The following is a 26,143-nucleotide window of genomic DNA, read 5'->3' as shown; positions in this document are numbered from 1 at the left end:
TGTTCAAGAGGTATTCCGGAGACATGACCCACTCATCTGGCCTGGGGCGCGTCCATCAACAACCTGACGTAAGCGCACAACCGTTCCTCTACGACGCTCGGCGTCAGGTCCGTTCGACCGGCGTCGCGCCACGGCGACGCCCACAACTGCACTTCGGCGGAACAGGCCAACGCATCACGCACACGCCAGTACTGCCGGGCTCGTGAGTTGTTGGAAAGGGTGCCGCCGGCCTCTTCGTATGCGGAGGCGAACCGTGATCCCCACTGTGGCCCGTGGAGCAGAGCAAGATTGGTCGAGCAATGTGCCACGTCGAGATCCGTCGGCCCCCACGATGCTCCAGCCCAGTCGACGACGCCGGTGATCCGAGGCATGCCCGAGTCCGATATGTCGAACAGAACGTTTCCGGGTTGAAAATCCCGATGCAGGAACCGTCCCTCGTATCGTGGGGTCGGCCCGCGGATCAGGTCGACCGCGGCGGACCACACTGTCGCGTCCGCTCGCGCGGGTAGTACGACAGTGTCGGCAGTGGTCAATACCTGATATTCACGCGGCCGACTGTTGGCATCTATGGCGTGTATCTCGACGAGTTGCCGCGCGAGCATGCGAACCCGCACTTCCACGCATTCATCGATGAGAAGTGTCGACCCCGGCAAGTGGGTCATGAGAAGCGACGGGAACTCGCAATATCCAGCGCGCGGATCGACAGCCACCAACGCGGGAGCGGGCACACACGATCCCGAAAGCGTTGCCAAAGCATTGCTTTCGCGATCCAGCCAGTCCTCGGCATGATGAAGCCTGGCGGAATCGGTATAGCTGCGCAACACCAGGTAACGCTCGGCTCCGCTGACCATACGAACAGTCAACTTCGCCACCTCGGCCGTGATTCCGCCCGTCAGCGCCTCCGCGTCGATGATCCGTTCACCAGCATGCAGATATCGACTCACCCAGGCGCGGGTCGAGGGACGCACGACCGAAAGGGATCCTGGTTGGGTCACCACGTCACCTCATCATGTCGACGCTCTCGACGCAGTCGAATATTCGCTGCAGTGTGGGCATCGAGTGAGCAGGTCGTGCGTGCAGGAGACGACGTGAACGAGAAAACGTTCAGCACCCTCGAGTTGAGCTTGTTGCGCTCGTATTCGAGCAAGCTGCGCTTCGATGATCACCGTCCGCCCGGGTTCGTCTCGGTGAAGGATGAGGCGAATATCTGCCAGGCTGATGCCGACAGCCTGGCATGCACGCACGACCCGCAGTCGATACATGTGTTCCTCGCTGTAATCACGGTGGCCCGACGGTACGCGTGCGGGCACAACGACACCGACGTCGTCCCAATGCCTGAGGACGTGCGTCGGCACGCCGAGTTCCTGCGCGGCATCTCCGATCTTCATCCGCCGATGCTCTCACGTTGACTTCAGGTGGACCTGAAGTTCTAGATTCGTCGTCATGGCGACCGACAGATTCGACCTACCGGAACCCGTCTTCGTCCTGGTGGGCGGCGATCGGGTGGCGACGTACGAGATCACTCCCGACGGCGGCAACTCTGCGTCCGCGGACGTCGTGTTCTGCCATGGAACTCCATGGTCTGCGCAGGTCTGGGCTCAGGCAGCTCGACAGCTGAGCAGCGGGCACCGAGTCTATTTATGGGACATGCCCGGATACGGCCGCTCCGCGCGGGGATCCGATGTGCGGACCGATCTGCACACCCAGATGCGGCGCTTGGCATTGTTGCTCGACCACTGGGAGCTCGAGCGACCCTTCGTCGTTGCACACGATATCGGCGGTGCCGTCGCACTGGGAGCCCATCTGCTGCACGGACATGACTACCGCAGCTTGTTCCTGTGGGACGTGGTGACTCTCGAGCCTTGGGGATCCGAATTCTTCCGGCTGGTGGCGGACAACACAGACGTGTTCGCCGCGTTGCCTTCTGCGCTGCATGCGGCGCTGGTCTCCGAATACATTGCAGGAGCGTCACATCAGCAACTGGACCGAGACACCGTGGCGATGCTGACCGAACCCTGGATATCCGACGAGGGTCAGCCTGCGTTCTACCGACAGATCGCCGAACTGCGAACCGAGCACACGCGATCCATCGTCGATGCCCTACCTCGAGTCCGCTGCAGCACTGCCATCGGATGGGGCGAGCAGGACCCCTGGATTCCCGTCGAACAGGCGTTTCGACTGCAACAATCGCTGCCGGGGGAACCGTCTGTGCTTACTCTCCCTGCCGTGGGGCACCTGAGTCCGCTCGAATCTCCATCGCGCGTCCAACAGGCATTGGATGCATGGGCGGCATCAACGTAAGACGGCCCTCCGGTCACGAGGACCGAAGCTGTCCGCATCTGCTTCTACCGTCGGCAGCGCACCTGGAAAACCGGGTCGCGTACAGATCGAGGGGGCAAATGTGAATTGGACCGAAACCGCAGAAGTGTTGCTTCGCGCGCACCGCACCGATTTGGGGCAGCGGCCGTCCGAGCTGCTGGAAGTCAAAGTCGCGAATCAGCGGCCTATCGGAGATGGAGAGGTGCTCGTAGAAAACATTTTTCAACAGATTGCTGCTGTCAACGCCGACCTGATGTTCGAGAACCCGGGTCTCCCACTGCCGGCCTTCGACGTCGGTGTGCCGCTGTACGGGCCCGCGATCGGGCGAGTCGTGGAATCTCGATCCGATAGACCGGTCGGAACCATCGTGCAGCACAATCAGGGGTGGAGGAACCTGACTGCGATCGCGTCGAACGCGGTATTTCCCGTTCCAGAGGGAGTGTTCCCAGGCCCTGAGTACATGCTCAATCAAGGGGTGACGTCCTTTCATGGCATGGTCGACGTCGCAGGTGTGGGTGCGGGAGACGTGGTTCTGGTCAGTGGGGCGGCAGGTGGAGTGGGTTCGATCGCGGGGCAGATTGCCAGGGCACAGGGTGCCGCGCTGGTGATCGGCATCGCGGGCGGTCCGGGCAAATGCGCTTACCTCACTGAGCAGCTCGGCTTCGATGCGGCGATCGACTACAAGAACGAGGATCTCGACGCTCGCCTGAGGGCACTCGCACCGGAGGGCATCACCGTATTCTTCGACACGATTGGCGGAACGCAGTTCGAGACGGCCGTCCGCCACGCATCGTTCGGCGCGCGATTTGCGTTGTGCGGAGCACTCGCCGGGCAGATCGGCGGCGGTCACGGCGGACATCCGCGTTTGGACATCATGACCGCGATCGTCAAAGAAATTCAAATACGGCCATTCACCACGATGCACACTCCCGACCAGATTCAGGCCTGGATCAGCCACTACATCCCATGGTTCTCGCAGGGTGTGGTTACCTTCCCGCACACAATGTTGGAAGGTCCACTCGATCGGGCGATCACCGCGTTGGACGAACTCCTGGCCGGTGACCATCGTGGAAACCTGATTGTGAAGATCGCCAGTTGACATGCTCCGGCGACCCACCGCGGTTGCGCCTCATGGATACTGGGCGCTGTGGTGCTGAGGCGACTAGGAGAATCCCGGCTGGGACGCGACGGAGCTCGATGGCTACGCGAGCTGAACGAGCGACACGCATGGAGTCACAACGACTACTTTCACAGCTGGATTCTCGCGAATCTGCCCGACGGGTGTGCCAAAGCACTCGATATGGGCTGTGGACGAGGCGCTTTGGCGCGGGTCCTGGCTCCCCACTTCGACCACGTCATCGCCGCCGACGCCGATGCGGACATGCGACGAATCGCAGAGATCACCTCTGCCGGTGTGAACAACGTGTCGATCACGGATCGTCAACTCGACTCCTGGGCAGACGATTCGATCGATCTGGTCACCATGGTCGCGGTTCTGCATCACCTCGATATCGACGACGCGTTGAGCCACATCGAGCGGATTCTCACGCCCAGCGGACGCGTGCTCGTGGTGGGTCTGGCACCCCCGCGAAGCGTCCGAGACCTGATGTGGGATGCCGTGTCCATCGTCACCAATCCATTGATCGGATTCGTTCACCGACCGTGGCCGAGCCCGGTGACCGCACCGCCGCCACCGTTCCCGGTCAAGGACCCGGTGCTGAGCTTCGATGAGATCGGCGGCATTGTCGACAAGCGCCTTCCGGGTGCAAAGATGCGACATCGCATTGGTTTTCGACACACGATCGAGTGGACGAAGCCTGATGGCTAGTCGCGCGCTCGGTGTCGTCACACCCACGGCAATCGGCGTTCCCACCACGGCATCGTTCTGGACTTCACGATCTCGACGGTTGCCTCACGGTACCGACGGTCCAATTCGGTTACCGCGACGCGCAACCGGTGGGCATGTCGTCCATCGCGTCGCATCAATCGTTCCAACCGATCGCGCGGACCGTCACCGCCGAAGTGGCCATCGCATGCAGGACAGTCGGTGAAGCCCGCCAACATAGGCACTCGGTTGTCGAACAGCGATTTCGATTTTCCATTGACACGCTGTTCGGCATATTCGACTCGATGACGCCACTGCGTCAGATAGAGGATGGCCCAACCATCGGTCCGCGATCTACGCGGTCTGTGGGGGTTCACCGGACGAACGAGGCCGTGGCCTTCTCGTGAAGAATTGTCATAGTGTGCGCCATATCGGAGGCGGGCCGGTGAGTAGTTCGCGTTGGTGAAGCGAACGATACCGCAGTATCGATACGTCGGAAAGAGGGTGCAGCTAGCGTCTCTCGTCGAGAGTGCCGAGCGGTGTCGAACTTCCAGTTCGGTCGATCCACACCGCGACGCCGTCGACGAGGCGAGGGCTCATGAAGCCACCGTCGTCACCCCACGGCCACGCTGTGTGAGCTTTGGCCACTTGCAGTTGAACCAAATCTGCCATCGAGACCAGCGCCTCGTCGGCGTCGGCGTCGAACTGCGCGCCATATCCGTTGCCGCCGAGCCCATCCGGATTGCGCCCCTCCACGGTGACGGCACTCTCGAGCCACACCGCCCCGCCGTCCGGGTCGTACATGGCGGCCCAGTCGATACGTTCGATGCGAGAGCCGTACTGACGCACATGCAGGTCATGCCCGAGTCGATCGAGCGCAGCCAACCACGGCACGGGCAATGTGGACGACGTGACCTGGACGCCGTGCTGAGGAGTCCAGCAACCGGTCAACACACGCTCACGGTGCTCGACGAATGGGTGCATCGTCCGAGTATGCCCCATGCTGTTACGTCCTCCCCTCGAGGTCGAGCGATGCAGAATGTAACGAACTTGGGTGCTGCGAGAGGACGAGCTGAGTGTGGGATGAACACGGCCCGGGCGTGCTGGAGTTGCCGTCAGGCAGTTACGTTCGTGGACGCGCCATGCGCGATTCGCTGCCTGACGGACCACGGCCGGATCTCGGGATCTATCTGCAGGGCAAAGATCCCGGCGGGTTCGAATGGGACAGTCGATGGGTTCGTTGGCCGGACTTCTGGCTACCGTCCGATTCGAGACATCTCGAGGTTGTGCTACGAGAAGCATTGCACCGCTCTGCAACCGAGAGGGTCGAGATCGCGTGCACTGGAGGATTAGGGAGAACTGGCACAGCTCTGGCGTGTCTGGTCGCACTCGACGGCGTGCCCGGCGGGGCGGCCGTCGACTACGTCCGTCGACACTACTCGCGTCGGGCCATGGAGACGTCCTGGCAGAAGCGCTTTGCGAAGACGTTCGTGAAACCGGCTTCTCTGCTCTGAGCAGAATCGCCGACCTATCTGGCTATCGAGGCCTAGGCTCCGATCATGGGCGAGGTCATACGAATCGATGAGCGCCGTGCGGCGCGTACCGTGGAACCCTTGTGGCGTGAGGTGGTCGGCCGAAGATTACGCGAGCGCAGGCACGCCCGCGGCGATACGCTCGCCGACACCGCTGCTCGCGCAGGCATTGCGCCACAGTACTTGTCGGAGGTCGAGCGTGGCCGCAAGGACCCGTCGAGCGAAATTCTTGCGGCCGTCGTCGGCGCGCTGGGGACATCGATGGCCGAAATCTCACGCCTCGCGCATCACGACCTCTCGCGCGGCGACGCGACACTGATGGCTGCCTGACGTCCCTCGAGAACCTGGTCGACGACGCCGTACTCGCGGGCAGCGGAAGCCGTCAACACCAGATCCCGATCGGTGTCGTGTCGAAGCTTCGCCGCATCGCGTCCAGTGTGTTTTGCGAGGATCGCCTCCATTTCGGCGCGAACCCGTACGACCTCGTCGGCGGCCAGGATGAGATCTGGAATGGTGCCGCGGCCCTGGGCGGCAGGCTGATGCAGCACCACCCGACTGTGGGTGAGCGCCGATCGACGCCCCGGTGCCCCGGCCGCGAGCAACACAGCACCCGCCGCAACTGCCTGACCCACACATGTTGTGGCAACGGGTGATCCGATGAACTGCATCGTGTCGTAGACGGCGAGCATGGCAGCAGTGTCGCCGCCCTCGCAGTTGATGTACATCGAAATCTCCTGGTCTGGAGAATCGGCCTCCAGGTGCAGCAACTGCGCGATCATCGCATTCGCCACCCCGGCGTCTATCCCGGTACCCAGGTAGACGATGCGCTCACTGAGGAGGTGCGAATAGACGTCGACGACGCGTTCTCCGCGGGAGTCTCGAGTGATTACATTGGGAATCGTGTATGTGCTCATCGGGCCATCTCCATTCCGAAGGACACCCGTCGCGCAGGCATGACCTGGTCGAACGAGTCGACGATCGCGTCGACGAACCCGTACTCGCGAGCAGCGGCCGCGGTGAACCAGCGATCGTGCAGGGAGTCGTCGAATATCTGCTCTCGAGACTGCCCGGTGTCGTCGGCGATGAGACCGAGCACGGTATCTCGGGTATGGCGCAGGTCATTGGCCTGGACCTCTACTTCGACAGCCGACCCACCGATGCCTGCTGAGCCCTGATGCATCAGGATCCGCGAGTGCGGTAGCGCGCAGCGCTTGCCTCGAGTTCCCGCCGACAGAAGGAACTGGCCTGCGCTGCAAGCCAATCCAAGTGCCAATGTCGAGACGTCACACGGCACGAGGCGCATCACGTCACGAATGGCCAGCATCGCGGGAACCGATCCACCGGGGGAATGAATCCACAGAGCGATGTCGGCAGAGGTGTTCTCGGCGGCCAGGGTGAGTAGATGAGTGGTGAGGACGGTGCCGTTGTCATCGTCGAGGGGCCCGTCGAGTACCAGAACTCGGTGGCGGAGGAGTTGATTGCGGAGTTCGGCTGGGAACAATCGTGGCGATTCGGTCATGAATCGAGTGTGAGCCCGAATTGGGTTGCACACCAGCAGTTCTGCTGTAGGCAGCGACTCTGCTCACAGCTTCGTGAGGATCGGAGGCACAATGGGAAGATGACTGCACTCGAGTTCTCCGAATCCATCGTCGTCGCTGCGTCGGTCGACAAGGTGTACGCCGTCGTCTCCGATGTCACCCGAACGGGAGAATGGAGCCCGATCTGCCAGAAATGCTGGTGGAACGAGCCCGATGGTGGCGGCGTCGGGTCCACGTTCACCGGCCGCAACGTCACGGAAGAACGAACGTGGGAGACAGTGTCCACCGTTGCTGCCGCCGAACCCGGCCGCGAGTTCGCGTGGGTGGTGGGCGAGAACTTCGTGCGCTGGGGCTACACCCTCGAGTCGGCGGACGGTGGCACACGCCTGACCGAGAACTGGAACTTCCTCCCCGAAGGAATCGCCCACTTCCATCGCAAATTCGGCGACGATGCGCAGAATCAGATCGACATTCGTAGCCGAGCCGCACTGGACGGAATTCCCCGCACGCTGGCGGCGATCAAGCGAATCGTGGAAGCGGAAGCCTGATCGCAGTCGGCCAGGTGCGCTGACTGTCCACTATTCGACATCGGCGGCGGGAATCCGCCTATCGAGGCAAATAGTGGGCAGTGACGGTGCCATCGATGCCGGGCCTGTTCGCAGGGGGCAAACGCGCGCGCATTTGCTGAACGCGCGCAAAATATGACCCCACCGATGACCAGCCTGCTCGCATCTGGCAAACGCGCGCGCGTTTGCGAGGGCAGGGTGGGCGCTGGGGAGTGCCCGGCGGGAGTTTCTGGCCGCGGCTGGTCCCACCAGTCCTCACCACCACCGGAGCGGCGTATCGCGGGGGGTCGTCCAGTCCCTTCGGCCCTGCCGGGGAAATGGCCCTCGTCGACCGTCATGACACCACTGGGGCTTGACGTGACACCACAGTGGTGTCATTGTTGAACCATGGAACTTGGGCAGTACGTCAACGACCTCCAACGTCGGTTGGTCGAGGCCGCAGCGACAGGAGACGAGAACACTCGTGCCGCTGCTGAACGACTCGTCGACGGCATGGATGCGGCGACGCGTCTGGTGATGCTCGACGTGCTGTCGGCCGCGGTCGGTGACATCAACCGCGACCTTGCCCCCGGTTCGGTAGACATCAGGCTGCGTGGACGAGAGATCGAATTCGTCGTAGCTGCACCTGTCTCGGAATCGGAAGACGACGAACAAACCTCTCCCAGCATCGAACTCGACGACACAAGCACATCCCGCACCACTCTTCGGCTACCGGACGCGCTGAAATCGCGAGTGGACGAGGCCGCCGCGACTGACGGTATGTCGGTGAATACCTGGTTGGTGCGTGCCGTCGCCACCGCTCTTCAACCCAAACAGCGTCGTGCTGCGCAACGAACGGTTCGTACCGGCGACAACTTCGCAGGCTGGGCGCGCTGACCGTCCGAACCACCACAACTTTTCAGTAACTCTGCACCGAGCAGGGTTACACAACCATGCCCATACGGAGGTATCGCTATGCCCGAATTCGCTACCCCGACGCCGATCGACCTGGCCATCGATCTACAGGTCGGCAGCATCGAAGTCGTTGCGACAGAACGCACTGACACCGTCGTGACCGCCACACCCACCAATCCGTCCAAAGCTGTCGACCGCAAAGGGGCCGAGAACACAAGGGTCGAGTTCGACGGAGAACGGCTCACCGTCATCGGTCCAAAGGCGCGCATCAGCTTCTTCGGCCCGACGGAGTCCGTCGACGTGAAAGTCGAACTACCACAGGGATCTCGACTCACTGCGGAGGTTGCAGCAGGGAGTCTCCGCACCGTGGGTGATCTCGGTGCCGTGCGAGTCAAGAGTGCGATGGGAGCGGTGGAGGTGGATTCAGCAGAGGATCTGTGGATTCGAGCCGGGCACGGTAACGCGACAGTCGGTACCGCGCTGGGCAGCATCGACATCACTGCCGACCACGGCCAGATTCGAGTCGGAACGGTCGTCGGCGCTGCGACGCTCAAGGCGTCGCACGGCTCGATCATGGTGCGGCAATCCGGCACTGACCTCGACGCCAAGCTTTCCTACGGCGATCTCGATATCGAGAGGTCACCAGGCGCAGTGAGCGCAAAGACCGCATACGGCAGCATCAATCTCCACGAAGTGTCTTGTGGTGCAATCCAAGTCGAGAGCGGATACGGGCAGATCACCGTCGGTGTGCTGCGGGGTGTGCCGGCATGGCTCGACCTGTCCTCGAAGGACGGGCACGTCCGCAACGAACTCGATCCCGAAGGCCCACCCGACGAGACGGAAGAAAGTGTCACGATTCGTGCTCGAACGCGATACGGCGACATTGCCGTCCGGCATGCGCAGCACAGCTGAGAGGCAAGGACCGGACATGAAGACGCCCGCAATCGAGGCCCGTGGTCTGCACAAGTCATATGGCGACAAACGGGTACTGGACGGTGTCGACCTCACCGTCGATGCCGGCACCGTCACCGCACTGCTCGGGTCCAACGGGGCAGGCAAGACCACGACCGTCCATATTCTGTCCACTCTCGTTCGGCCGGAGGGTGGTTCGGCAACAGTCGCAGGCTGCGACGTCGTCGCCGATCCCGACGGCGTTCGTGCAGCAATCGGTCTCACCGGTCAGTTCTCGGCGGTCGACAACCTCCTGACCGGCGAGGAGAACCTGATGTTGATGGCCAGGCTGCGCCATCTCGGCTCGCGATCCAAACGACGGGTGGCTGAGTTGCTCGAACAGTTCGATCTCGTCGAGTCCGGTCGAAAGCCATTGTCCACGTACTCGGGTGGTATGCGACGCAGGCTCGACCTCGCGATGAGTCTCGTCGCCCCACCCCGCGTGATCTTTCTCGACGAGCCGACCACGGGTCTCGACCCACGAAGCCGACGCACTATGTGGGACATCGTCCGATCCCTCGTATCGGACGGCACCACAGTGCTGCTCACCACCCAATATCTCGACGAGGCAGACGAACTGGCAGATCGTGTCGCGGTACTCGACGGCGGCCGGATCGTCGCCGACGGTAGCCCGGACGAGTTGAAGCGTCGCATACCTGGCGGCCAGATCCGATTGTGCTTCGCCGATGTCGCCGCGCTCGACGAGGCAGCCCGCGCATTCGGCGATGCGGTGCTCGACACTGACGGACTTGCACTGTCGATACCCACCGATGGGAGCGTCCGAACGCTGCAGACGGTGCTGGATCGACTGGGCTCCGCGCGCGTCGAGGCCGACGACCTGAGTATCCATACCCCCGACCTCGATGACGTGTTCATGGCTCTGACCGGCCGGACCGACAGCAAGGATGCATCATGACCACAACGATCACGTATACGGTCGGCGACTCGATCACGATGCTCCGCCGAAATCTCCTGCACATCGTGCGGTATCCGGGTCTGACGATGTTCGTCATCGGGGCGCCCGTGGTGTTCCTGATGTTGTTCGTCTTCGTGTTCGGGGGAACGCTCGGCGCAGGGCTTCCCGGTGTGAATCCCGAAGGTGGACGCACCGCGTATCTGCCGTACGTGATGCCCGGCATCCTCGCCATGACGATCGCAGGCACAGCCGGTGGGACGGCGACCACCGTCGCAATGGACATGACCGAAGGCATCACCGCGCGGTTCCGAACGATGGCGATCTCACGGGCTGCGGTTCTGGCCGGCCACGTGCTCGGCAATACGGTGCAGGCCGTTCTCGGAGTGGTGGTGGTGCTTGCAGTGGGAATCGCTGTGGGATTTCGACCGAATGCAGGTTTGCTGCAATGGATCTCGGTCGGTCTGATGGTGGTGCTCATTGCGTTCGCAATCAGTTGGCTCGCGGTGGCGATGGGAATGGCGTCGAAATCGGTGGAAGCCGCGAGCAACCTGCCGATGCTGTTGCTGCTGTTACCTTTTCTGGGAAGCGGGTTCGTGCCGACCGACACGATGCCGTCGGGACTGCGATGGTTCGCCGAGTACCAACCGTTCACTCCGTTCGTCGAAACTCTGCGCGGACTCTTGACGGGGGAGCCGCTGGGTGCGAATCTGCCACTGGCACTTGGCTGGTGCGCGGGGATGACACTGGCGGGATACGTCTGGGCGATGGCAATCTACGAGAAGAAGTCGGTTCGCTGAGAATTACCGATCAGGTGTCGGTGCGATGGGGTGCCGGATACTCCCGAAGTACCAGTGAAGTACTCACCGGACCGAAGCGGCCGGGACGGGTGAACGAAACTCCGCAAGACCGGACATCCTGATTCGGCCGTCGAGTTGCAACACTCGACTGATCTCGCGAGCAGCGTACGCCTTCGCAAACGCGCGCGCATTCGTCAGAGGCGCGCAGAATAGACACCGGTGGGGTGGCGAATCCGAACGCACCTGGCAAACGCGCGCGCATTTGCGAGGGGCCGGGGGGATCAGACCACCGGCGGATCAGAACACCGGCGGATCAGACCACCGGGCGGATCAGACCACCGCCGCGGGCCTGTTCGACGCGATCGACGGCGTCGGCGTACCCGCCGAACTCAGGCGAGCAAGGATTTCCACGGCTGAGCTGATTTCGTGCAGTGAACGGGTGAAGGGGATGCGTTGATGATCATCGAACGCATATCCCGTTCCGAACCGCAGCCCGGGTGCCAGCAGCAGGCCACGAGAGTGAGCTTCGGCGACCAGCGCACTGGATCGAATGCCGTCGGGCAGCGAACACCATAGGGACAGGCCACCATCTGGAACCCTGAAGTGCCAGTCCGGCAGGTGATCTCGCATCAGCGCCACGGTGTGATCACGTGTGGCTCTCGACAGGTCGGCGCGCACCCGGCGTACCTCGTCGTACTTGCCCATCAACTCGACCGCAGCCAGCTGATCGAGAATGGAGACCGACAGTTGGCGTCGAGCATAGGTTGCGGCGACATGCGCCAACCGACCTGCTTCGGCGCGAACCCAGCCGACTCGCAGTCCGCCCCACACCGTTTTGCTCGTCGACCCGATGGTCACTGTCGCGATGTCCGGAGTGGCCGCGCCGAAGGGTTCGAGGTCGGGTGAGCCGTCGAGGGACAGATCGGCTGCCACCTCGTCGACGATGGTCAAGACCGAGTGGCGATGCATCGTCGCGGACAGCTGCCGGCGAGTGTGCAGAGGCAGCCGCGCACCCGACGGATTGGAGAAATCAGGCATGAAGTACGCCAGCGTCGGGGCGCTCTGCCGTGCGGCTCGGTCTGCGGCCGCGACGAAACCTTCGGTGTCGTCGGGGTCGACAGGCACCGGGATGCATCGACCACCGAGTGAGTGGGTGAGTTCGACGACACCGGGATACGTCGGGTGCTCGACCAGTACGCGAGCCCCCGGTTCGGTGAACGTCGCCAGCACTGCGTGGATGGCGTCAGTGGCACCGGCGGTGACGAGGATGTTCTCGGCGGTGGTCGGCACACCACGACCTCGGTAGTAGGCGGCGATCGCTTCGCGCAGTTCGAGAAGCCCGAGAGGGGCATAACCGCCCGCGTCGAATCGGCCCCGAATTCTCTCGGCTGCGATCGCGTAAGCGTCGGCCAGCAGAGGGGACGCCGACGGTGACGCGTTGACCAATTCCAGCGTTGCAGCGTCACGATCGCCGGCGAGAGATCCCCATGAGGGCAACGAACCCGTTGGGGAAACGTATGTGCCAGAACCGCGTTGGGCGCTGATCCATCCGCTGTCGCGAAGATGCCTATAGGCCGACGCCACCGTCACCCGGCTGACGTCGAGGCTGATCGACAGTGCCCGCTCGGCGGGCAGTCGCGTCTGAGCTGTTACCTCACCGCTTTCGATCAACCTCCGCAACTCGTCGGCGATCCCGAGATAGAGCGGCCCATCGGATCGGTCACGCAGAGTCGACGGGTCGATACGAGCAGCGAGTTCCGGGGCCGAGATCGCGGTGGCATCCAACGAGTCCATGCAGGCCACTGTTGCACACTGGCCTGCACTATTCACGCTGAATGCAGTCCATTGTTGGGTCCATGATCGCAATTGGAGCTGTATTGGCCTTGTCGTTGGTGGGGGCGGGTTGGACTGTGGTCGCACTGCGCGACGGTGGACGAAGTGCTCCCACTGGGCCGCCACGCAGTCGTATCGACGTCGACTGACCTCGCCGCCCACTATTTGTCTCCACCGACGGGATTCCGCCTCCGCCCTCGAATTGTGGGCACTGACATCCCCTCGACCGCGAATCGCAGACGCGACCGGCATACGCGGAGGACAATCGACTCCATGCCTGCCCCCGTCGAGTTCTCCACCCGGGATCTGCCGCCCGAAGAACGCATCGAGCGCTGGGAGGACCACAACGCGGATGTGCTGCTCGGGCTGCGTTGCCGCATGCTGGAGGTGAAGAAGCTCGATGCCACCGGAACGAATGTTCGGATAGGTTCCGTGGACCTGGCGCGGGTGGTCGGAACCGCGCACGTGGTGGAACGAGACGCGGAGTTGATTCGGCAGCAACCGTCGGACTCGGTCATGCTGTATTTCAGCCTCGTCGGCGATGCCTTTTTCTACTCGCAGGACGGCATCCGAGCCGTCGGCCCGGGGCAGGGGCTGTTGCTCGACGCGGACACTCCGTTCATGCGGGGCTTCTCCCACGGCCTCGAGGAGTTGGTGATGAAGATGCCCCGCTCGCTGTTCGGGGACGTGTCGAACGCGGCATCTCTCGTGGGTCCCACAGTGTTCGACTTCTCCTCGACCGGCAACGTGTACGCAGCAGCGCTCGCTCGGCAAATCGGGGGAGCAATAGGTCGAGACGGAGCCCCGCCGGACGAGAGCGCCATCCTCGAACTTGTATCGGTGCTCACCACCGGTGCGCGCACCAACCTGAACGCCGCCCACCGCGCGGCAGCCCGATCGTTCATCGAACCCCGTCTGGCCGACGCGTCGCTGTCAGCAGCGCACATCGCACGCGGGGTCGGAATCAGTGCCCGGCACCTGTCGAGGGCGTTCGCCGACGATGGGATCAGCGTGCCCCAATACATCCTCGAACGCCGACTCGAGCAGGCACACGCAATGCTCATTCGACCACTGGGCGCATCGGCAACTGTTGCCGAGGTAGCACTGGCGTGTGGGTTTTCTTCTGCCAGATACTTTTCGAGCGCATTCGTGGCACGGTTCGGTCAGCGCGCATCCGATGTTCGACGCGACGCGGTGATCGGCCGATCAGCAGGGTGACAGTCATGGAATCGGCCATCGCTCATCATTTGCGCCGTACTCGGAGCCATCCATCGATCTCGACGGCTGTGGTGCAGCACACTCGGTAGGTGGGCCCGAGACGAGCGTCGGGCACGACGAAGGGCGATCCCATGCCAGCGTTCGACGATGGTCACAAGGCCACCGAGTTGCCCGATTCCTCGGTGGTGGAAACCGATGTTCTCATCGTCGGTTCGGGTCCGGCGGGTGGATCGGCGGCTCTTCTGCTGTCCACTCTGGGAATCCCCAACATCATGATCACGAAGTACCGCTGGACGGCCAACACACCTCGCGCGCACATCACCAACCAGCGGACCATGGAGATATTCCGTGACCTCGGCATCGCCGAGCAGGTGTTGGCCGAGGCGACCCCACACGAACTCATCGGCGACACCGTTTTCTGCACGTCGATCGCCGGCGAGGAGATCGGCCGAATCCGAACGTGGGGAACCGGTGCCGACCGTGAGGCGGACTATCGCCTCGCATCGCCGTGCTCGACGGTCGACATCCCGCAGACCTTCCTCGAACCGATCCTGGTGAAGAACGCGACGATGCGGGGAACCCACGCGCAGTTCTCCACCGAATACCTCTCGCACGTGCAGGACGCCGACGGTGTCGATGTTTCGGTGGTCGATCGACTCACCGGGAACCACTACACGATTCGCGCCAAGTACCTGATCGGTGCGGACGGGGCACGGTCTGCAGTTGCCGCGGACATCGACTTGCCGTACCACGGTGCGATGGACGTCGCCGGGTCGATGAACATCACGTTCAAGGCGGACATCGCCGAGTACGTCGGACATCGACCGTCGGTGCTGTACTGGGTGATTCAGCCCGGATCGAATGTCGGCGGCATCGGTGCCGGATTGGTGCGGATGGTGCGGCCGTGGAACGAATGGCTGGTGGTCTGGGGATTCGACATCACAGAGCCGCCGCCAGTGGTGGACGAGGCGGCCGCCGTCGAGATCGTTCGAAGCCTGCTCGGAATGCCCGAACTCCACGTGGAGATCACCGGAACATCGTTGTGGGGCAACAACGAAATGTACGCCACTGAACTGCAGAAAGGACGGGTGTTCTGTGTGGGCGATGCCATCCACCGACATCCGCCGAGCAACGGTTTGGGTTCCAATACCTCGATCCAGGATTCGTACAATCTGGCGTGGAAGCTCGCCGCGGTGCTGAACGGCCATGCAGGGGAGGCCCTGCTCGATACGTACAGCACCGAGAGGGCCCCGGTAGCGCAGCGCATCGTCGAGCGCGCCGGTCGCTCCAGCCGTGAATTCGCCGGCCTCTTCGATGCCCTCGGAGTCACCGACGCGAAGACAGAGGAGGAGATGATCGAACGGATAAACGAGCGTAAGGCGAACACCCCTGCAGGGGCCGCCAAGCGTTCGGCACTCGCTGCCGCGATGGCGACCAAGCACTACGAATTCAACGCGCATGGAGTCGAATTGGGGCAGTTCTACAAGTCCTCGGCCATAGTGTCGGACGGAGAGCTGCCCGATCCCGAGCGAGATCGAGACCTGTACCACCAGGTCTCCACCCTCCCCGGATCTCACCTCCCCCACGCGTGGGTGGGCGACCACAGGCACAAGCGTGCGATGCTCGACCTTGCGCCCTACACCCGCTTCACGCTCGTCACCGGCGTGGCCGGATCGGACTGGGCATCGGCCGCGGACACGATCGGCCACGAACTGGGTGTGCCGATCGAAACCGTCGTCATCGGACCTGGACGCGAGGTGACCGATCTCTACTTCGACTGGGCGCGGCTCCGCGAGGTAACCGAGAGCGGTGCGTTGCTGGTGCGACCGGACAAGCACATCTGTTGGCGTGCAGACGAGCTGGTCTCCGATGCCGAATATGCTCTCCGCCGCGCCCTGACGGCGGTGCTGGCCCGATGACCGGCGAATTCGTGTACGAAGCCAATCCGATGCGGGTGCGATTCGGTGCGGGTTCGTTGTCGGCTCTGGCGGACGAGCTCGACCACCTCGGACTACGTCGGGTGTTGGTTCTGTGTTCCCCGAGCCAGCAGAACACGGCCGAACGAGTGGCGGCGCTCCTCGGTGACCGGTGCGTCGGAACGCGATCCGATGCCGTGATGCACGTCCCCGCAGACCTGGCCGCCCGAGCCAGCGCGGAGGCCGTATCGCTCGGGGCCGACGGCTGCGTGACGGTCGGTGGTGGCTCGGCAATCGGCCTCGGCAAAGCCATCGCACTCGAGCATCACCTACCCGTGGTGGCCGTGCCCACCACGTACGCAGGCTCGGAGATGACGCCGGTATGGGGCATGACGAGAGATGGGCACAAGGAAACCGGTCGCGACACAGCAGTATTGCCACGCAGCGTCATCTACGACCCCGACCTGACGATGGGCCTCCCGGTAGGACTGTCGGTCACCAGCGGCATCAACGCCGTCGCACATGCGGTGGAAGCGCTGTACGCACCGGACATCAGCCCGATCATCGCACTGATGGCGGAGGACGGGGTGCGAGCACTCGCGTCGGCGCTCCCGGCGATCGCCCAGGATCCGTCCGATCCGCAGGGGCGCAGTGACGCCCTGCGCGGAGCCTGGCTGTGCGGAGCGACGCTCGGTGCCACGACGATGTCCTTGCACCACAAGCTCTGTCATGCACTGGGCGGAACCCTGAATTTGCCGCACGCCCCGACTCATACGGTGGTGCTACCGCATGTGCTGGCCTTCAATCAGTCGCACACGCCGGAGGCGGTGGCTGCTCTGTCTCGGGCGCTGCCCGGCACCGCCGATCCGGCCCGGCGGCTGTGGGACCTGTGCCGCGCCCTCGACGCGCCCCGATCCCTGGCCGAACTGGGCATGCAGGAGAGCGAGATAGATCGGATCGCCGAGGAAGCGACGAACCGCTCCTATGGAAACCCCCGCCCCGTCACCCGCGAGGCGGTCACCGCAATTCTTCGAGCAGCATGGTCCGGCGACCGGCCGACCGAGAGCGAACAGTGAGCGAGAGTATGACCGACGAGATCGTCACCGACACCCAAACCGCCGTGGAAGAACAACTGGTGGACAACGTAGTTCGCTCGTTCGACGACTGCACCGACCCCAGGCTGAAGCAGTTGCTGACGTCACTGGTGCACCATCTGCACGGATTCATCCGCGATGTGCGACTGACCGAAGCGGAGTGGAACGCCGCCATCGAATTTCTCACCGAGGTAGGTCACATCACCGACGACCGCCGGCAAGAGTTCATCCTGCTGTCCGACGTCCTCGGCGCGTCGATGCAGACCATCAACGTCGCCAATCCGGCCTGTGAGAACGCGACCGAAGCAACGGTGTTCGGTCCGTTCTTCGTCGACGACGCACCGCGGATCGACCTCGGCGGAGATGCGTCGGGAGGCGCATCAGGACAACCCTGTTGGGTGGAGGGAACCGTCCGTGACACCGGGGGCGATCCGGTTCCCTGGGCACGCATCGAGATATGGGAGGCTGATGAAGACGGGTTCTACGACGTCCAGTACGACGATGCGCGTGTCGGCGGTCGAGCACATCTCTACAGCGACGACGATGGACACTACCGATTCTGGGCGTTGACTCCGACGCCGTATCCGATTCCGCACGACGGGCCGGTCGGACGGATGCTCACTGCGACCGGTCGATCACCGATGCGCGCCTCACACCTGCACTTCATGGTGACGGCAGAGGGGATGCGAACGTTGGTGACGCACATCTTCGTCAGCGGTGACGAACTGCTGGACAGCGACACCGTGTTCGGGGTCAAGGACTCGTTGATCAAGGAGTTCGTCGAACAGCCCGCAGGCACACCGACGCCGGACGGGCGAGACGTCGGAGACAAGTCCTGGGCCAGAACTGTTTTCGATATCGTGCTCGCACCGGCCGACGTCTGAGACGTGAGCGGGCCTGACTGTTCACTATCGACGATGCTGCGCGGTTGTCCGCCGATCGAGTTCGATGGTGAACACTCAGGTCCGGCCGGCGGTGATGGAATCGATGAACGGCGTCAGCAGCAGCGACAGATCATCGGCTGTTGCGGCGATGTCTTCCGGCGGCTCGGGGATATAGCTCAGGGCCAGTCGAACGATCGCCTTGCTGACGACGTCCGCTTGACGCGGGCTTGCGCCCACCCACCCGCGCTGAAATGTCTCGGCCAGACGCTCCCCGGCCCGCTCGATGAGCACCGCACTGTCGGTGGTGATCAGCCGCAGCAGATCCTCAGGAGCATCACCGCTGTGCAGCGACCGCACGAGTGGGTCCAAGCCACTCAACTCGAAGAACGATGAAAAGCCCTGTCGCAGAGCCGCCGGCGCATCGTTCTGGTGTTGGTACAGCGCTGTTTCGCACATCGCGACGAACACGTCGGTCAGTCGGATGGCGTAGCCCTGAGCGACGCCGCGCCGCGATCCGAACTCGTTGTACAGGCTCTGTCTACTCAGGCCGGCAGCCTTCGCGATGTGGCTCATGGTGACGTTGCGCCAGTTGCGCTCGTGCAACAACTCGCGCAGAGCATCGAGCGCGGTATCGCGCGCGAGGGTGGACGCGGCTTCACGGTATCGACCGGGGGTCGACGTCTGTTCGGCTGCGGGCATGAACACGACTCTATCGAACGACCGCATGAGGCTGATCCAGCCAATCCTGTCCGAGTAGATCTCGATCGATATGGTCTCGGTTCGCGATGCGCGATCTGACCTGGCGGATGTCCTTGGGATAACCCACTCCGATTGCTCCGACGAGCGTGTTCTCGCGCACTGCGCAGGCGGTGAATCGGCGCTCCTCGATGGAACCGCGCACCACGACGAACTCGTCGCACGCGCTCGTCCACCCCGCGAACTGCAGGTTGATCCCGTGCTGAGTGGACCACCCCCACGGCACATCGAGCGGGCCGACGTGGAGACCGAGAATGGATCGCGCGGCCCGGGTGGCCTGATCGATGGCTCCGTTCCAGTGCTCGCTCCGGTAGGTCCCGCCGAGGACCGTGTTCGGAACCTCGGCCACGTCGCCCGCGGCATAGATGCCTGCCGCCGAGGTCTGCATCGAGGCATCGACCAGGATCCCGGAGCGGGTGTCGAGCCCGAAGTCTGCGGCGAGTTCGGTATTGGGTACCGAACCGGCCGACACCAGCACCGTGCCCGCGCACCAGGCGCGCCCGTCCCGCGCGGTGGCCCGCAGAGTGCCGTCCGTCTGCTTCTCGATCTCGGTCACGGCGACATCGGTGTGTATCTCGATGCCGTTGTCTGCGTGTAGTTCTCGGTACATCCGTGACACCGATTGCGGTGCGATCCGGTTCAGTGGAGCCGAGGCTGCCTCCACGACCGTCACCTCGGCTCCGAGTGCTCGGGCCGCTGCTGCTGCCTCGCATCCGATCAGACCTCCGCCGATCACCAGGAGTGATCCGGTCCGGAGGATGTCGGCGTGCAGAGGTGCGACATCGTTGGCGCTGCGGAGCGTGAACGCGTGGCCCGAACCCGGCAGGTCCAGCTGCCGAGCCCGAGAACCCGTTGCCAGCAGCAGGGTGTCGAAGGGGACCGAGTCGCCGTCGTCGAGCTGCACGGCCGAGTCGGTGATGGCAGTCGCTGTGACGCCTGCGCGGACCAGAACGCCGTCGATGTCCGGGCCGAGCACCACTTGATCGATCGACTTGGTACCCAGCAACAGCTCCTTGGATACCGCCGGACGACGGTAGGTGGCCCCGCGCTCGTTGCCGATCAGCGTGATGTCGCCAGTGAAGCCCTCGGCTCGCAGTACTTTGGCGGCGGTGTACCCGGTGGCACCGGTGCCGAGGATGACGACGTTGCCGGGTTGGCGAGCATTCACCCGCGTGCTACCTCGACCATCTCGAAGTCTGCTTTCGCGGCACCGCAGTCGGGGCACGACCAGTCGTCGGGAATATCGTCCCACTTCGTGCCGGGCTCGATGCCGTCCTCGGGCCAACCCAGTTCCTCGTCGTACTCGAATCCGCATTGCACGCAACGGTATAGCTTCATTTCTTGCTCCTGAAGTCGATTTTTTCGCGGACACCACAGTCCGGACACGGCCAGTCGTCGGGAACCTCGGACCACGGCGTCCCGGCCGGAAAACCCTCACGGGGAGCGCCATGGGCTTCGTCGTAGACGAACTCGCACACCGGGCATTCGAAGGCGGCCATCACTTCGCTCCGTATGCGGCGAGGATCTTCTCCCGCTTCGACGGCGCGATGTTGACGCGGGTGATGTCTCCGTCGTAGTGATCGAGAACGCGGTGGTCCATCACCCTGCGCCACACCGGCGGGAAGTAGGCGAGCGAGATCATGCTCGCGTAGCCGCTCGGCAGGTTGGGGGCACCGTCCATGCTGCGAAGCGTCTGATAGCGGCGGGTGGGGTTGGCGTGGTGATCACTGTGTCGCTGAAGGTGATACAGGAAGATGTTGGTCACGATGTGATCGGAGTTCCAGCTGTGCTCGGGAGTGCACCGCTCGTAGCGGCCGTTGTCCTTCTTCTGACGCTGCAGCCCGTAGTGCTCGAGGTAGTTGACCGTCTCCAGCAATGAGAAACCGTAGATAGCCTGAATGACCAAGAACGGCAGCACGATCGGACCGAATACTGCGACGAGGACGGCGTAGAGGACGACGGACATCAGCCATGCGTTGAGCACATCGTTGTGAATGCTCCACGTGCTCTTGCCGAGCCGCTGCATGCGAGTCTTTTCGAGTTCCCAGGACGATCGCAGGCTGCCCCATACGCTGCGGGGGAGGAAGGCCCAGAAGCTCTCACCGAACTTCGAGCTCGCCGGGTCCTCGGGGGTGGCGACGCGAACATGGTGGCCGCGATTGTGCTCGATGTAGAAGTGACCGTAGAACGTTTGTGCCAGAGTGATTTTGGACAGCCAGCGTTCGAGCTCGTCTTTCTTGTGGCCGAGTTCGTGTGCGGTGTTGATGCCCACGCCGCCCATGACGCCGATGCTGATGGCCAGGCCGATCTTCGAGATCAGTCCGAGCCCACCATCGATGCCGAGCCACGAGAGGTTGTCGGCCGACCAGAGGTAGCAGGCGAACACCAGGCTCGCCAGCTGGAACGGAATGTAGGCGTACGTGCAGTAGCGGTAGTACTTGTCTTCTTCGAGTGCCTTCATCACCTCGTCGGGCGGGTTGTCGCCGTCGGGACCGAAGAACCGGTCGAGTATCGGGAGCAATCCGTAGACGAGCAGTGCGCCGATCCACCACCAGACCGGGGCAACTGCGTTCCAGCCGATCTGGTTGAAGGCCCACACCAGGCCGGCTGCCATGAACACCGCGGTGGGCGGAATCAAGCCCATCAGCCACAGATATCGCTTTCGGTCGCGCCACTGCTCTACCGGCGCCTGTGCCTGGCCGTCGAGATTCGATGTGGTCATCGTCGCTCCTCGTGTAAGTCCGATCACTATGAAATGGACAATACACGGAATTTGTCATCTGGTTGGACAAATTTGCAAATTTGTCCAAACGGGACCGTCATGATCGTTCCCTCAGCTTCACCGCTCGGACAGATGCAGCTACTAGCCTTCCGAGGCGTTGTTTCCGATCACGAACGGCAACGACGGTCGCGGTTCCATCCGTATCCCGTGGGGGGTACTTCAGAACAGGAGTAGTCATGGACGCATTCATCGCCAAGATCATTGCCGAGGTCATCATCCAGTTGATCAGCAGCGGAAGCGCCGACAGCGGTGCCACTGCAGTGAGCGCCATCCTCGGGTCCTGACCCACCGCGGTCTGCGTCGACACCCTCGGCGCAGACCGCGTCGGATTGCAACAACGGGCCGGACCGACACGGTGCACTCGCCTGAGGGCAACCCCTCCATCGACAACAGAGTTCGGCCACGACAGATCCCCGATTCGGTTCGTTTCCCGACAGCTCTCGATCCGCGCCGAGGGGCCGTAGGGCAGAATCTCGGCGTGCGCGGAACTCGACTGTGGATCGCCGGGGCGCTGGGACTGGCGCTGACCGCTGCGCTCGTGGCAGGGCCGCTGAAGAAGCCGGCCCTCACCGTTCTCAATGCGCGGTGTTTCGGATGGTGTGTCAACAACACCGGCCCGCGATTGGTGGCGCTGGGGGACTCGATGGCCCAGGGCAATTCGCGCGTCGACTGGGGGATTCACGGAAACACCGCGTGGTACTCCTACCTCGTGTGCGGCGACGGTGCACCCGCGTCCGACGGTGCCAACCTCGGAATCAACGGCGCGACGACGACCGAGATCCTTGCCCGCGTCGACGAAGCGTTGGCGGCGAGGCCGGACGTCCTCGTCATCAACGGCGGAACCAACGATCTGGCGAGGTCGGTGCCGCTCGACCGGATCGTCGCCAACCTGCGCACCATCGTCGAACGGGCACACGGCGTCGACACCGTCGTCATTGCCACGGTGCCGTCGTCGCGCAGGGTCGGTGCCGACGACCTGAACGACGAAATCCGAGCACTCGCCGCAGAGCACGGACTTCCGGTGGCAGAATTCGCACCGCTGCTCGGCAGGCCCGGAGCCACCTTCGACGGCGTGCACCCCACCGCAGCGACTGCTGCCGAAATGGCTGCCGAGGTGGCGGCAGCGATGGGCGCACCGACTCCCTAGTCCATCGCCGCGCCGATTCCGGGATGAACTGTTAGATTCGCCCGATATGCACCGAATGTCGGGGAGGTATTCGGTGGAATTCAGGGAGACAGAAGCACATGACCACATGTCGTCAAGACGCGTGCCTCGATGTGTCGTCGACGATGACTGTTCAGGAACTCGCCCGAACGGTTGTCGATACCGCCGACGGCAATTTCGGTCGATGGGGCATCGAATATCTGGGGCCCGACGGCACCCGCCTCTGGTTCGGGGTGCACCGTCGCAGGTTGGGGAGAAAGCGCGAGACGGTGATGCGATTTATTGTCACGGTCGACGCTGATTCTGCTGTCGCGCAAGCACGTTCGCAGATCGAACAGTTCGTCCGCGATCCCACCTCGGGGTCGATCGTGCCTATCGGTCCGCGACAGCTGCGCGGGTGTGCGGCCTACCGTCTTTATCTGAGCGCACTGCGGACGGCTGTGCTGGAAGCAGATCCGGCCGCGCAGGTGACGATGAACATCGACTGAAGAGCCTCGGTGTTCACGATCGCAACCGGTTCGCGGTATTCCGCCGATCGGATTCGATAGTGAACAACCAGGTCCGCGGAGCCTGTGGATAACGGCGAACTATCCACAGGTTTCGAGAATGGCACTGGCGCAGCAGTTGTCGGTCGTTCACCGTATGTGCGTGGGGGTAACTACAGCGGTCGACCTGATGGCTCGGGGGATGAGCCGCAGCACCATCACTCGTCGAACTGCATCCGGGCACCTGATTCGAGTACTTCCCGGGATCTATGCGACCGAGAAGCCGGACTATCTGGACTTGTGCACAGCGGTGACGCTGTGGAAGCCGAACGCAGTTCTCAGCCATCTGACTGCGGCATGGATATGGGGATTGCTCGCGGTCGAACCGGCTCGCGTCGCTGCGACGGTGACGCCGTCGACCCAGCGCAGTGCCCCGGACTGGGTGAAGATCCATCGACGACGCCTCCCCGCGTCGGATATGTGCCAGGGGCTTGCGGTGGTGACGTTGGCCCAGGCGTTCGTCGACGTCGCGGCGACTCTGACGGGTGAGGAGCTGGAGCAGTTCTTCGATACGGCGATCGCCCGGCCCGAGTTGCGGCGTCGCATCGCGTCGAGCTGTGAGAAGTCCCGCGGGATGGCCGGCATGAAAGCAGTGCGCAGGCAATTGCGTCTGTGCTGCCTCGGGACCCGGTCCGAAGCCGAGCGAGTGGTGGCGAGGGCGATGTCTGCCAGGAACTTCTTCATGGAGATCAACGCGCGGGTGGGGCCCTACTTCGGAGATTTCGTGGATTATCGAGCGCGGGTGATCGTGGAGATAGACGGACGAGAGTTCCACATCTCCGGTCAGGCTTTCGACAACGATCGCCGACGCCAGAACAGGCTGGTCTTGGCGGGGTGGTTGGTGCTGCGCTACTCCGCAGTCCAGGCGATGGGTGATACGCGACGCGTGGTCGACGAGATCATCGAGGTCGTCAGGCATCGTCGACGTTCGATCGATGCATCCGGCCGGGCGCTGCCGAGGACGTGAGTGTTCACGATCGCGTCCGGGCCGCGGTATTGCGCCGATCGGATTCGATAGTGAACAACCAGATGCGGCACCCGCACATATGTTCGACTCGAGGTAAGGTTGCGGTCGGCGGAGCCGGGAGGGAAGCCTGGCTCCGCCGTCCGATCCCTGTACGGCCGAGGAAGTGGAACCGGTGATCCGATGGACGACGTGCTGCGCAGAGTCGAAGAACTCGAGACCTTGATCGTAGAACTCGAAGAGCTCGATCGCCGACGCGTCGAATTGGGGGATCGGCTCGTCGATCTCGAACATTTCTTCCGGCGATCCGGATGCCCCGAACTGTCTCAGCAAGCTCTCGACGCGTTCGTGGTGACGTACGCCGGCCGAGTGCTGGAGCTCGCGGACGGCATGCGTTCGTAGCTGCCTCCAGCAGTTTGCCACTTTTCGGACCGGGCGGTTTTGCGTGTGGTTCACTGGTTCTTCCGAGTCGAGACACTAGGAAAGCTGCTCGAAACAGTGAACGGTCTTCGCCAGTGGTGGGCACTTCCAGTCGACTACGGATGGAACGTTGCGTACGCGCGATACCAGCGAGCCCTCGACATCACCAGAGTTCTCATCGGAGTCTGCTGCTGGCTGTACGGAATCGCCGCGGCGATCGCTCTGACGATTCCGGGTATCGGAGACAGCAACCTCGGACGCTGGACACTGTGGTTCACACTGGGTACGACAGTGCCGGTGGGTGTGGCCTGGTTCATCGGCGGTTGGCCGAGCTGGCGCATGTCGCTTGCCTTCGTGGTGTACGCCGACGTAGCGCTCGCCGCGGTAGTGCTCACTGTCGACAGCCCGTCCGCAGTTCTGCCCATGGCTGCCCTGTTCACCGTCGTAGGCAGCTACGTCGTGGGATTTCATGGCCCTAAACTCGTCACCGCACACCATGTGTTCGCGCTGGTCACCACGATTGCGCTGTACGTCTCGGCTATGGTGAGCGATCCCGCGCAGGGTCCACGGACCAACCTCTACCTCGTGATGCTGATCCTGGTGATGCTCGCGGCTCCGCTGATCTGTCATTTCTTTCTCATGCTGCTTCGTCGTGACGCCACCGGTGCCTTCTACGATCCCCTCACCGGAATGCGAAATCGCCGGGGATTCGACGCGGCCATCGGTGCCCTCGAGTCCCGGCCGGGCTCCGAGCTGGCGGTGGTCGCTGTGGTGATCGACATCGACAACTTCAAATCGGTGAACGACAGGTACGGCCATGAGCACGGAGACGCGGCCATTCGTCTGACGGCGAGCCGCATTCTCGAAGTCTTTCCGGCACCGGCGATCTCCGTTCGTCTCGGTGGCGAGGAGTTCGCGGTGATCTGCGCTGATGGCCTCGAAACGGTGATGCGACGATCCGAACTGCTGCGCACTCGCCTGTGCGCCAGATCCGACACGGCACCACTGACCGCGTCCTTGGGTGTGGCCGAGGCGGTTGTGGTGACGCGCGAGATCCATACCGGCGTCGACGAGGTGCTTGCCTACGCCGACCAGGCGATGTATCAGGCGAAAGGGCTCGGCGGCGATCGCGTCGCACATTACGTGGACGATTCGCGGTCCGGCCGGGACGGCGACGAACAACAGTAACGGCGTGGAAGGGGGGCGGGGGGGGAGGGGGGGGGGGGGG

31 protein-coding genes are annotated in these 26,143 nt (G+C 63.2%); 20 read left to right on the top strand and 11 right to left on the bottom strand.

Annotation, left to right across the window (positions count from 1 at the left end; genetic code table 11):
- Nucleotides 1-32: 32 nt before the first annotated feature.
- Both ACOQFP_RS25460 and ACOQFP_RS25455 read right to left on the bottom strand, forming a co-directional pair.
- Complete coding sequence (locus ACOQFP_RS25460) at nt 33-968, bottom strand: phosphotransferase family protein (RefSeq protein ID WP_421585862.1); 936 nt, start codon at nt 966-968, stop codon at nt 33-35.
- Nucleotides 969-1,007: 39 nt separating this feature from the next.
- Complete coding sequence (locus tag ACOQFP_RS25455; RefSeq protein ID WP_421585861.1) at nt 1,008-1,388, bottom strand: MerR family transcriptional regulator; 381 nt, start codon at nt 1,386-1,388, stop codon at nt 1,008-1,010.
- A 55-nt stretch (nt 1,389-1,443) separates the two neighbouring features.
- Here ACOQFP_RS25455 and ACOQFP_RS25450 point away from each other — a divergent pair, with 55 nt between their 5' ends.
- From ACOQFP_RS25450 to ACOQFP_RS25440, 3 genes are all read left to right on the top strand, one after another.
- Nucleotides 1,444-2,301, top strand: a complete 858-nt coding sequence (locus ACOQFP_RS25450) for an alpha/beta fold hydrolase (RefSeq protein WP_421585860.1) — start codon at nt 1,444-1,446, stop codon at nt 2,299-2,301.
- Between the two features lie 100 nt (nt 2,302-2,401).
- Nucleotides 2,402-3,418, top strand: coding sequence for a zinc-binding dehydrogenase (locus ACOQFP_RS25445; protein WP_421585859.1), 1,017 nt, complete (start codon nt 2,402-2,404; stop codon nt 3,416-3,418).
- A 48-nt stretch (nt 3,419-3,466) separates the two neighbouring features.
- Nucleotides 3,467-4,147, top strand: a complete 681-nt coding sequence (locus ACOQFP_RS25440) for a class I SAM-dependent methyltransferase (protein WP_421585858.1) — start codon at nt 3,467-3,469, stop codon at nt 4,145-4,147.
- A 507-nt stretch (nt 4,148-4,654) separates the two neighbouring features.
- Here the strand turns inward: ACOQFP_RS25440 and ACOQFP_RS25435 are convergent.
- Nucleotides 4,655-5,128: a hypothetical protein gene (locus ACOQFP_RS25435; protein ID WP_421585857.1), complete on the bottom strand. Its 474-nt coding sequence runs from the start codon at nt 5,126-5,128 to the stop codon at nt 4,655-4,657.
- Nucleotides 5,129-5,220: 92 nt separating this feature from the next.
- Between ACOQFP_RS25435 and ACOQFP_RS25430 the strand changes: the two genes are divergently transcribed.
- Nucleotides 5,221-5,658: a protein-tyrosine phosphatase family protein gene (locus tag ACOQFP_RS25430; protein WP_421585856.1), complete on the top strand. Its 438-nt coding sequence runs from the start codon at nt 5,221-5,223 to the stop codon at nt 5,656-5,658.
- A 45-nt stretch (nt 5,659-5,703) separates the two neighbouring features.
- On the top strand, nt 5,704-6,006 hold the full coding sequence (locus ACOQFP_RS25425; RefSeq protein ID WP_341244092.1) for a helix-turn-helix transcriptional regulator: 303 nt from the start codon (nt 5,704-5,706) through the stop codon (nt 6,004-6,006).
- On the opposite strand, the gene ACOQFP_RS25420 is transcribed toward ACOQFP_RS25425, so the two are convergent.
- Entirely contained in the window at nt 5,964-6,590 is a 627-nt protein-coding gene (locus ACOQFP_RS25420) for a ClpP family protease (RefSeq protein WP_206492584.1), read from the bottom strand. The two genes, ACOQFP_RS25425 and ACOQFP_RS25420, sit on opposite strands and share 43 nt — an antisense overlap.
- The gene (locus tag ACOQFP_RS25415; RefSeq protein WP_421585855.1) at nt 6,587-7,195 is read right to left on the bottom strand and encodes a ClpP family protease; all 609 of its coding nucleotides are present in this window, start codon (nt 7,193-7,195) and stop codon (nt 6,587-6,589) included. The genes ACOQFP_RS25420 and ACOQFP_RS25415 overlap by 4 nt, the downstream gene beginning before the upstream one ends.
- 99 nt (nt 7,196-7,294) lie before the next feature.
- Here ACOQFP_RS25415 and ACOQFP_RS25410 point away from each other — a divergent pair, with 99 nt between their 5' ends.
- The 5 genes from ACOQFP_RS25410 (at nt 7,295) to ACOQFP_RS25390 (ending at nt 11,338) form a co-directional block, all read left to right on the top strand.
- Entirely contained in the window at nt 7,295-7,762 is a 468-nt protein-coding gene (locus ACOQFP_RS25410) for an SRPBCC family protein (protein WP_206492582.1), read from the top strand.
- A 405-nt stretch (nt 7,763-8,167) separates the two neighbouring features.
- On the top strand, nt 8,168-8,656 hold the full coding sequence (locus tag ACOQFP_RS25405) for a histidine kinase (RefSeq protein WP_341244090.1): 489 nt from the start codon (nt 8,168-8,170) through the stop codon (nt 8,654-8,656).
- 78 nt (nt 8,657-8,734) lie between these two features.
- Nucleotides 8,735-9,586: a DUF4097 family beta strand repeat-containing protein gene (locus ACOQFP_RS25400; protein WP_341244089.1), complete on the top strand. Its 852-nt coding sequence runs from the start codon at nt 8,735-8,737 to the stop codon at nt 9,584-9,586.
- Nucleotides 9,587-9,602: 16 nt separating this feature from the next.
- Entirely contained in the window at nt 9,603-10,541 is a 939-nt protein-coding gene (locus tag ACOQFP_RS25395) for an ATP-binding cassette domain-containing protein (protein WP_421585854.1), read from the top strand.
- Nucleotides 10,538-11,338, top strand: coding sequence for an ABC transporter permease (locus ACOQFP_RS25390; protein WP_421585853.1), 801 nt, complete (start codon nt 10,538-10,540; stop codon nt 11,336-11,338). The genes ACOQFP_RS25395 and ACOQFP_RS25390 overlap by 4 nt, the downstream gene beginning before the upstream one ends.
- A 330-nt stretch (nt 11,339-11,668) precedes the next feature.
- Here the strand turns inward: ACOQFP_RS25390 and ACOQFP_RS25385 are convergent, their stop codons facing one another.
- Nucleotides 11,669-13,132 carry a PLP-dependent aminotransferase family protein gene (locus tag ACOQFP_RS25385; protein ID WP_421585852.1) on the bottom strand — a complete coding sequence of 488 codons (1,464 nt, stop codon included), beginning with the start codon at nt 13,130-13,132 and terminating at the stop codon, nt 11,669-11,671.
- 62 nt (nt 13,133-13,194) lie between these two features.
- Here ACOQFP_RS25385 and ACOQFP_RS25380 point away from each other — a divergent pair, with 62 nt between their 5' ends.
- From ACOQFP_RS25380 to ACOQFP_RS25360, 5 genes are all read left to right on the top strand, one after another.
- Nucleotides 13,195-13,320: a hypothetical protein gene (locus tag ACOQFP_RS25380; protein ID WP_421585851.1), complete on the top strand. Its 126-nt coding sequence runs from the start codon at nt 13,195-13,197 to the stop codon at nt 13,318-13,320.
- A gap of 124 nt (nt 13,321-13,444) precedes the next feature.
- Nucleotides 13,445-14,389 carry a helix-turn-helix domain-containing protein gene (locus tag ACOQFP_RS25375; protein ID WP_421585850.1) on the top strand — a complete coding sequence of 315 codons (945 nt, stop codon included), beginning with the start codon at nt 13,445-13,447 and terminating at the stop codon, nt 14,387-14,389.
- A 131-nt stretch (nt 14,390-14,520) separates the two neighbouring features.
- Complete coding sequence (locus ACOQFP_RS25370; RefSeq protein ID WP_421585849.1) at nt 14,521-16,308, top strand: FAD-dependent oxidoreductase; 1,788 nt, start codon at nt 14,521-14,523, stop codon at nt 16,306-16,308.
- A complete protein-coding gene (locus ACOQFP_RS25365; RefSeq protein ID WP_421585848.1) occupies nt 16,305-17,381 on the top strand; it encodes a maleylacetate reductase in 1,077 nt (358 codons plus the stop codon). Before ACOQFP_RS25370 ends, ACOQFP_RS25365 begins: the two co-directional genes overlap by 4 nt.
- Before the next feature lie 8 nt (nt 17,382-17,389).
- Nucleotides 17,390-18,283 (top strand): dioxygenase, encoded by an 894-nt coding sequence (locus tag ACOQFP_RS25360; RefSeq protein WP_421585847.1) that lies wholly within the window; start codon nt 17,390-17,392, stop codon nt 18,281-18,283.
- Between the two features lie 75 nt (nt 18,284-18,358).
- Here the strand turns inward: ACOQFP_RS25360 and ACOQFP_RS25355 are convergent, their stop codons facing one another.
- Genes ACOQFP_RS25355 through ACOQFP_RS25335 form a run of 5 tightly spaced genes read right to left on the bottom strand, consistent with a single transcriptional unit; the run spans nt 18,359 to nt 21,761 of the window.
- A complete protein-coding gene (locus ACOQFP_RS25355; RefSeq protein WP_421585846.1) occupies nt 18,359-18,982 on the bottom strand; it encodes a TetR family transcriptional regulator in 624 nt (207 codons plus the stop codon).
- Between the two features lie 10 nt (nt 18,983-18,992).
- Entirely contained in the window at nt 18,993-20,207 is a 1,215-nt protein-coding gene (locus ACOQFP_RS25350; protein ID WP_421585845.1) for an NAD(P)/FAD-dependent oxidoreductase, read from the bottom strand.
- Complete coding sequence (locus tag ACOQFP_RS25345; protein WP_206492040.1) at nt 20,204-20,377, bottom strand: rubredoxin; 174 nt, start codon at nt 20,375-20,377, stop codon at nt 20,204-20,206. Before ACOQFP_RS25345 ends, ACOQFP_RS25350 begins: the two co-directional genes overlap by 4 nt.
- Entirely contained in the window at nt 20,374-20,538 is a 165-nt protein-coding gene (locus ACOQFP_RS25340) for a rubredoxin (protein ID WP_206492041.1), read from the bottom strand. The genes ACOQFP_RS25345 and ACOQFP_RS25340 overlap by 4 nt, the downstream gene beginning before the upstream one ends.
- A complete protein-coding gene (locus ACOQFP_RS25335; RefSeq protein WP_421585844.1) occupies nt 20,538-21,761 on the bottom strand; it encodes a fatty acid desaturase in 1,224 nt (407 codons plus the stop codon). Before ACOQFP_RS25335 ends, ACOQFP_RS25340 begins: the two co-directional genes overlap by 1 nt.
- 538 nt (nt 21,762-22,299) lie before the next feature.
- On the opposite strand from ACOQFP_RS25335, the gene ACOQFP_RS25330 reads away from it, so the two are divergent.
- The 5 genes from ACOQFP_RS25330 (at nt 22,300) to ACOQFP_RS25310 (ending at nt 26,103) form a co-directional block, all read left to right on the top strand.
- Nucleotides 22,300-22,968, top strand: coding sequence for an SGNH/GDSL hydrolase family protein (locus ACOQFP_RS25330; RefSeq protein WP_421585843.1), 669 nt, complete (start codon nt 22,300-22,302; stop codon nt 22,966-22,968).
- A 98-nt stretch (nt 22,969-23,066) separates the two neighbouring features.
- On the top strand, nt 23,067-23,474 hold the full coding sequence (locus tag ACOQFP_RS25325; protein ID WP_421585842.1) for a hypothetical protein: 408 nt from the start codon (nt 23,067-23,069) through the stop codon (nt 23,472-23,474).
- A gap of 154 nt (nt 23,475-23,628) precedes the next feature.
- Entirely contained in the window at nt 23,629-24,498 is an 870-nt protein-coding gene (locus ACOQFP_RS25320; protein ID WP_421585936.1) for a DUF559 domain-containing protein, read from the top strand.
- 180 nt (nt 24,499-24,678) lie between these two features.
- Entirely contained in the window at nt 24,679-24,897 is a 219-nt protein-coding gene (locus tag ACOQFP_RS25315) for a hypothetical protein (RefSeq protein WP_206492045.1), read from the top strand.
- A gap of 96 nt (nt 24,898-24,993) precedes the next feature.
- Nucleotides 24,994-26,103, top strand: coding sequence for a GGDEF domain-containing protein (locus ACOQFP_RS25310; RefSeq protein WP_341245230.1), 1,110 nt, complete (start codon nt 24,994-24,996; stop codon nt 26,101-26,103).
- The last annotated feature ends 40 nt before the right edge of the window (nt 26,104-26,143 follow it).

The organism is Rhodococcus sp. MALMAid1271, assembly GCF_049195265.1.
Taxonomy (GTDB): Bacteria; Actinomycetota; Actinomycetes; order Mycobacteriales; family Mycobacteriaceae; genus Rhodococcoides.
Note: the sequence above shows the minus strand (reverse complement) of the source record. Positions and strands in the feature narration are given on the sequence as shown.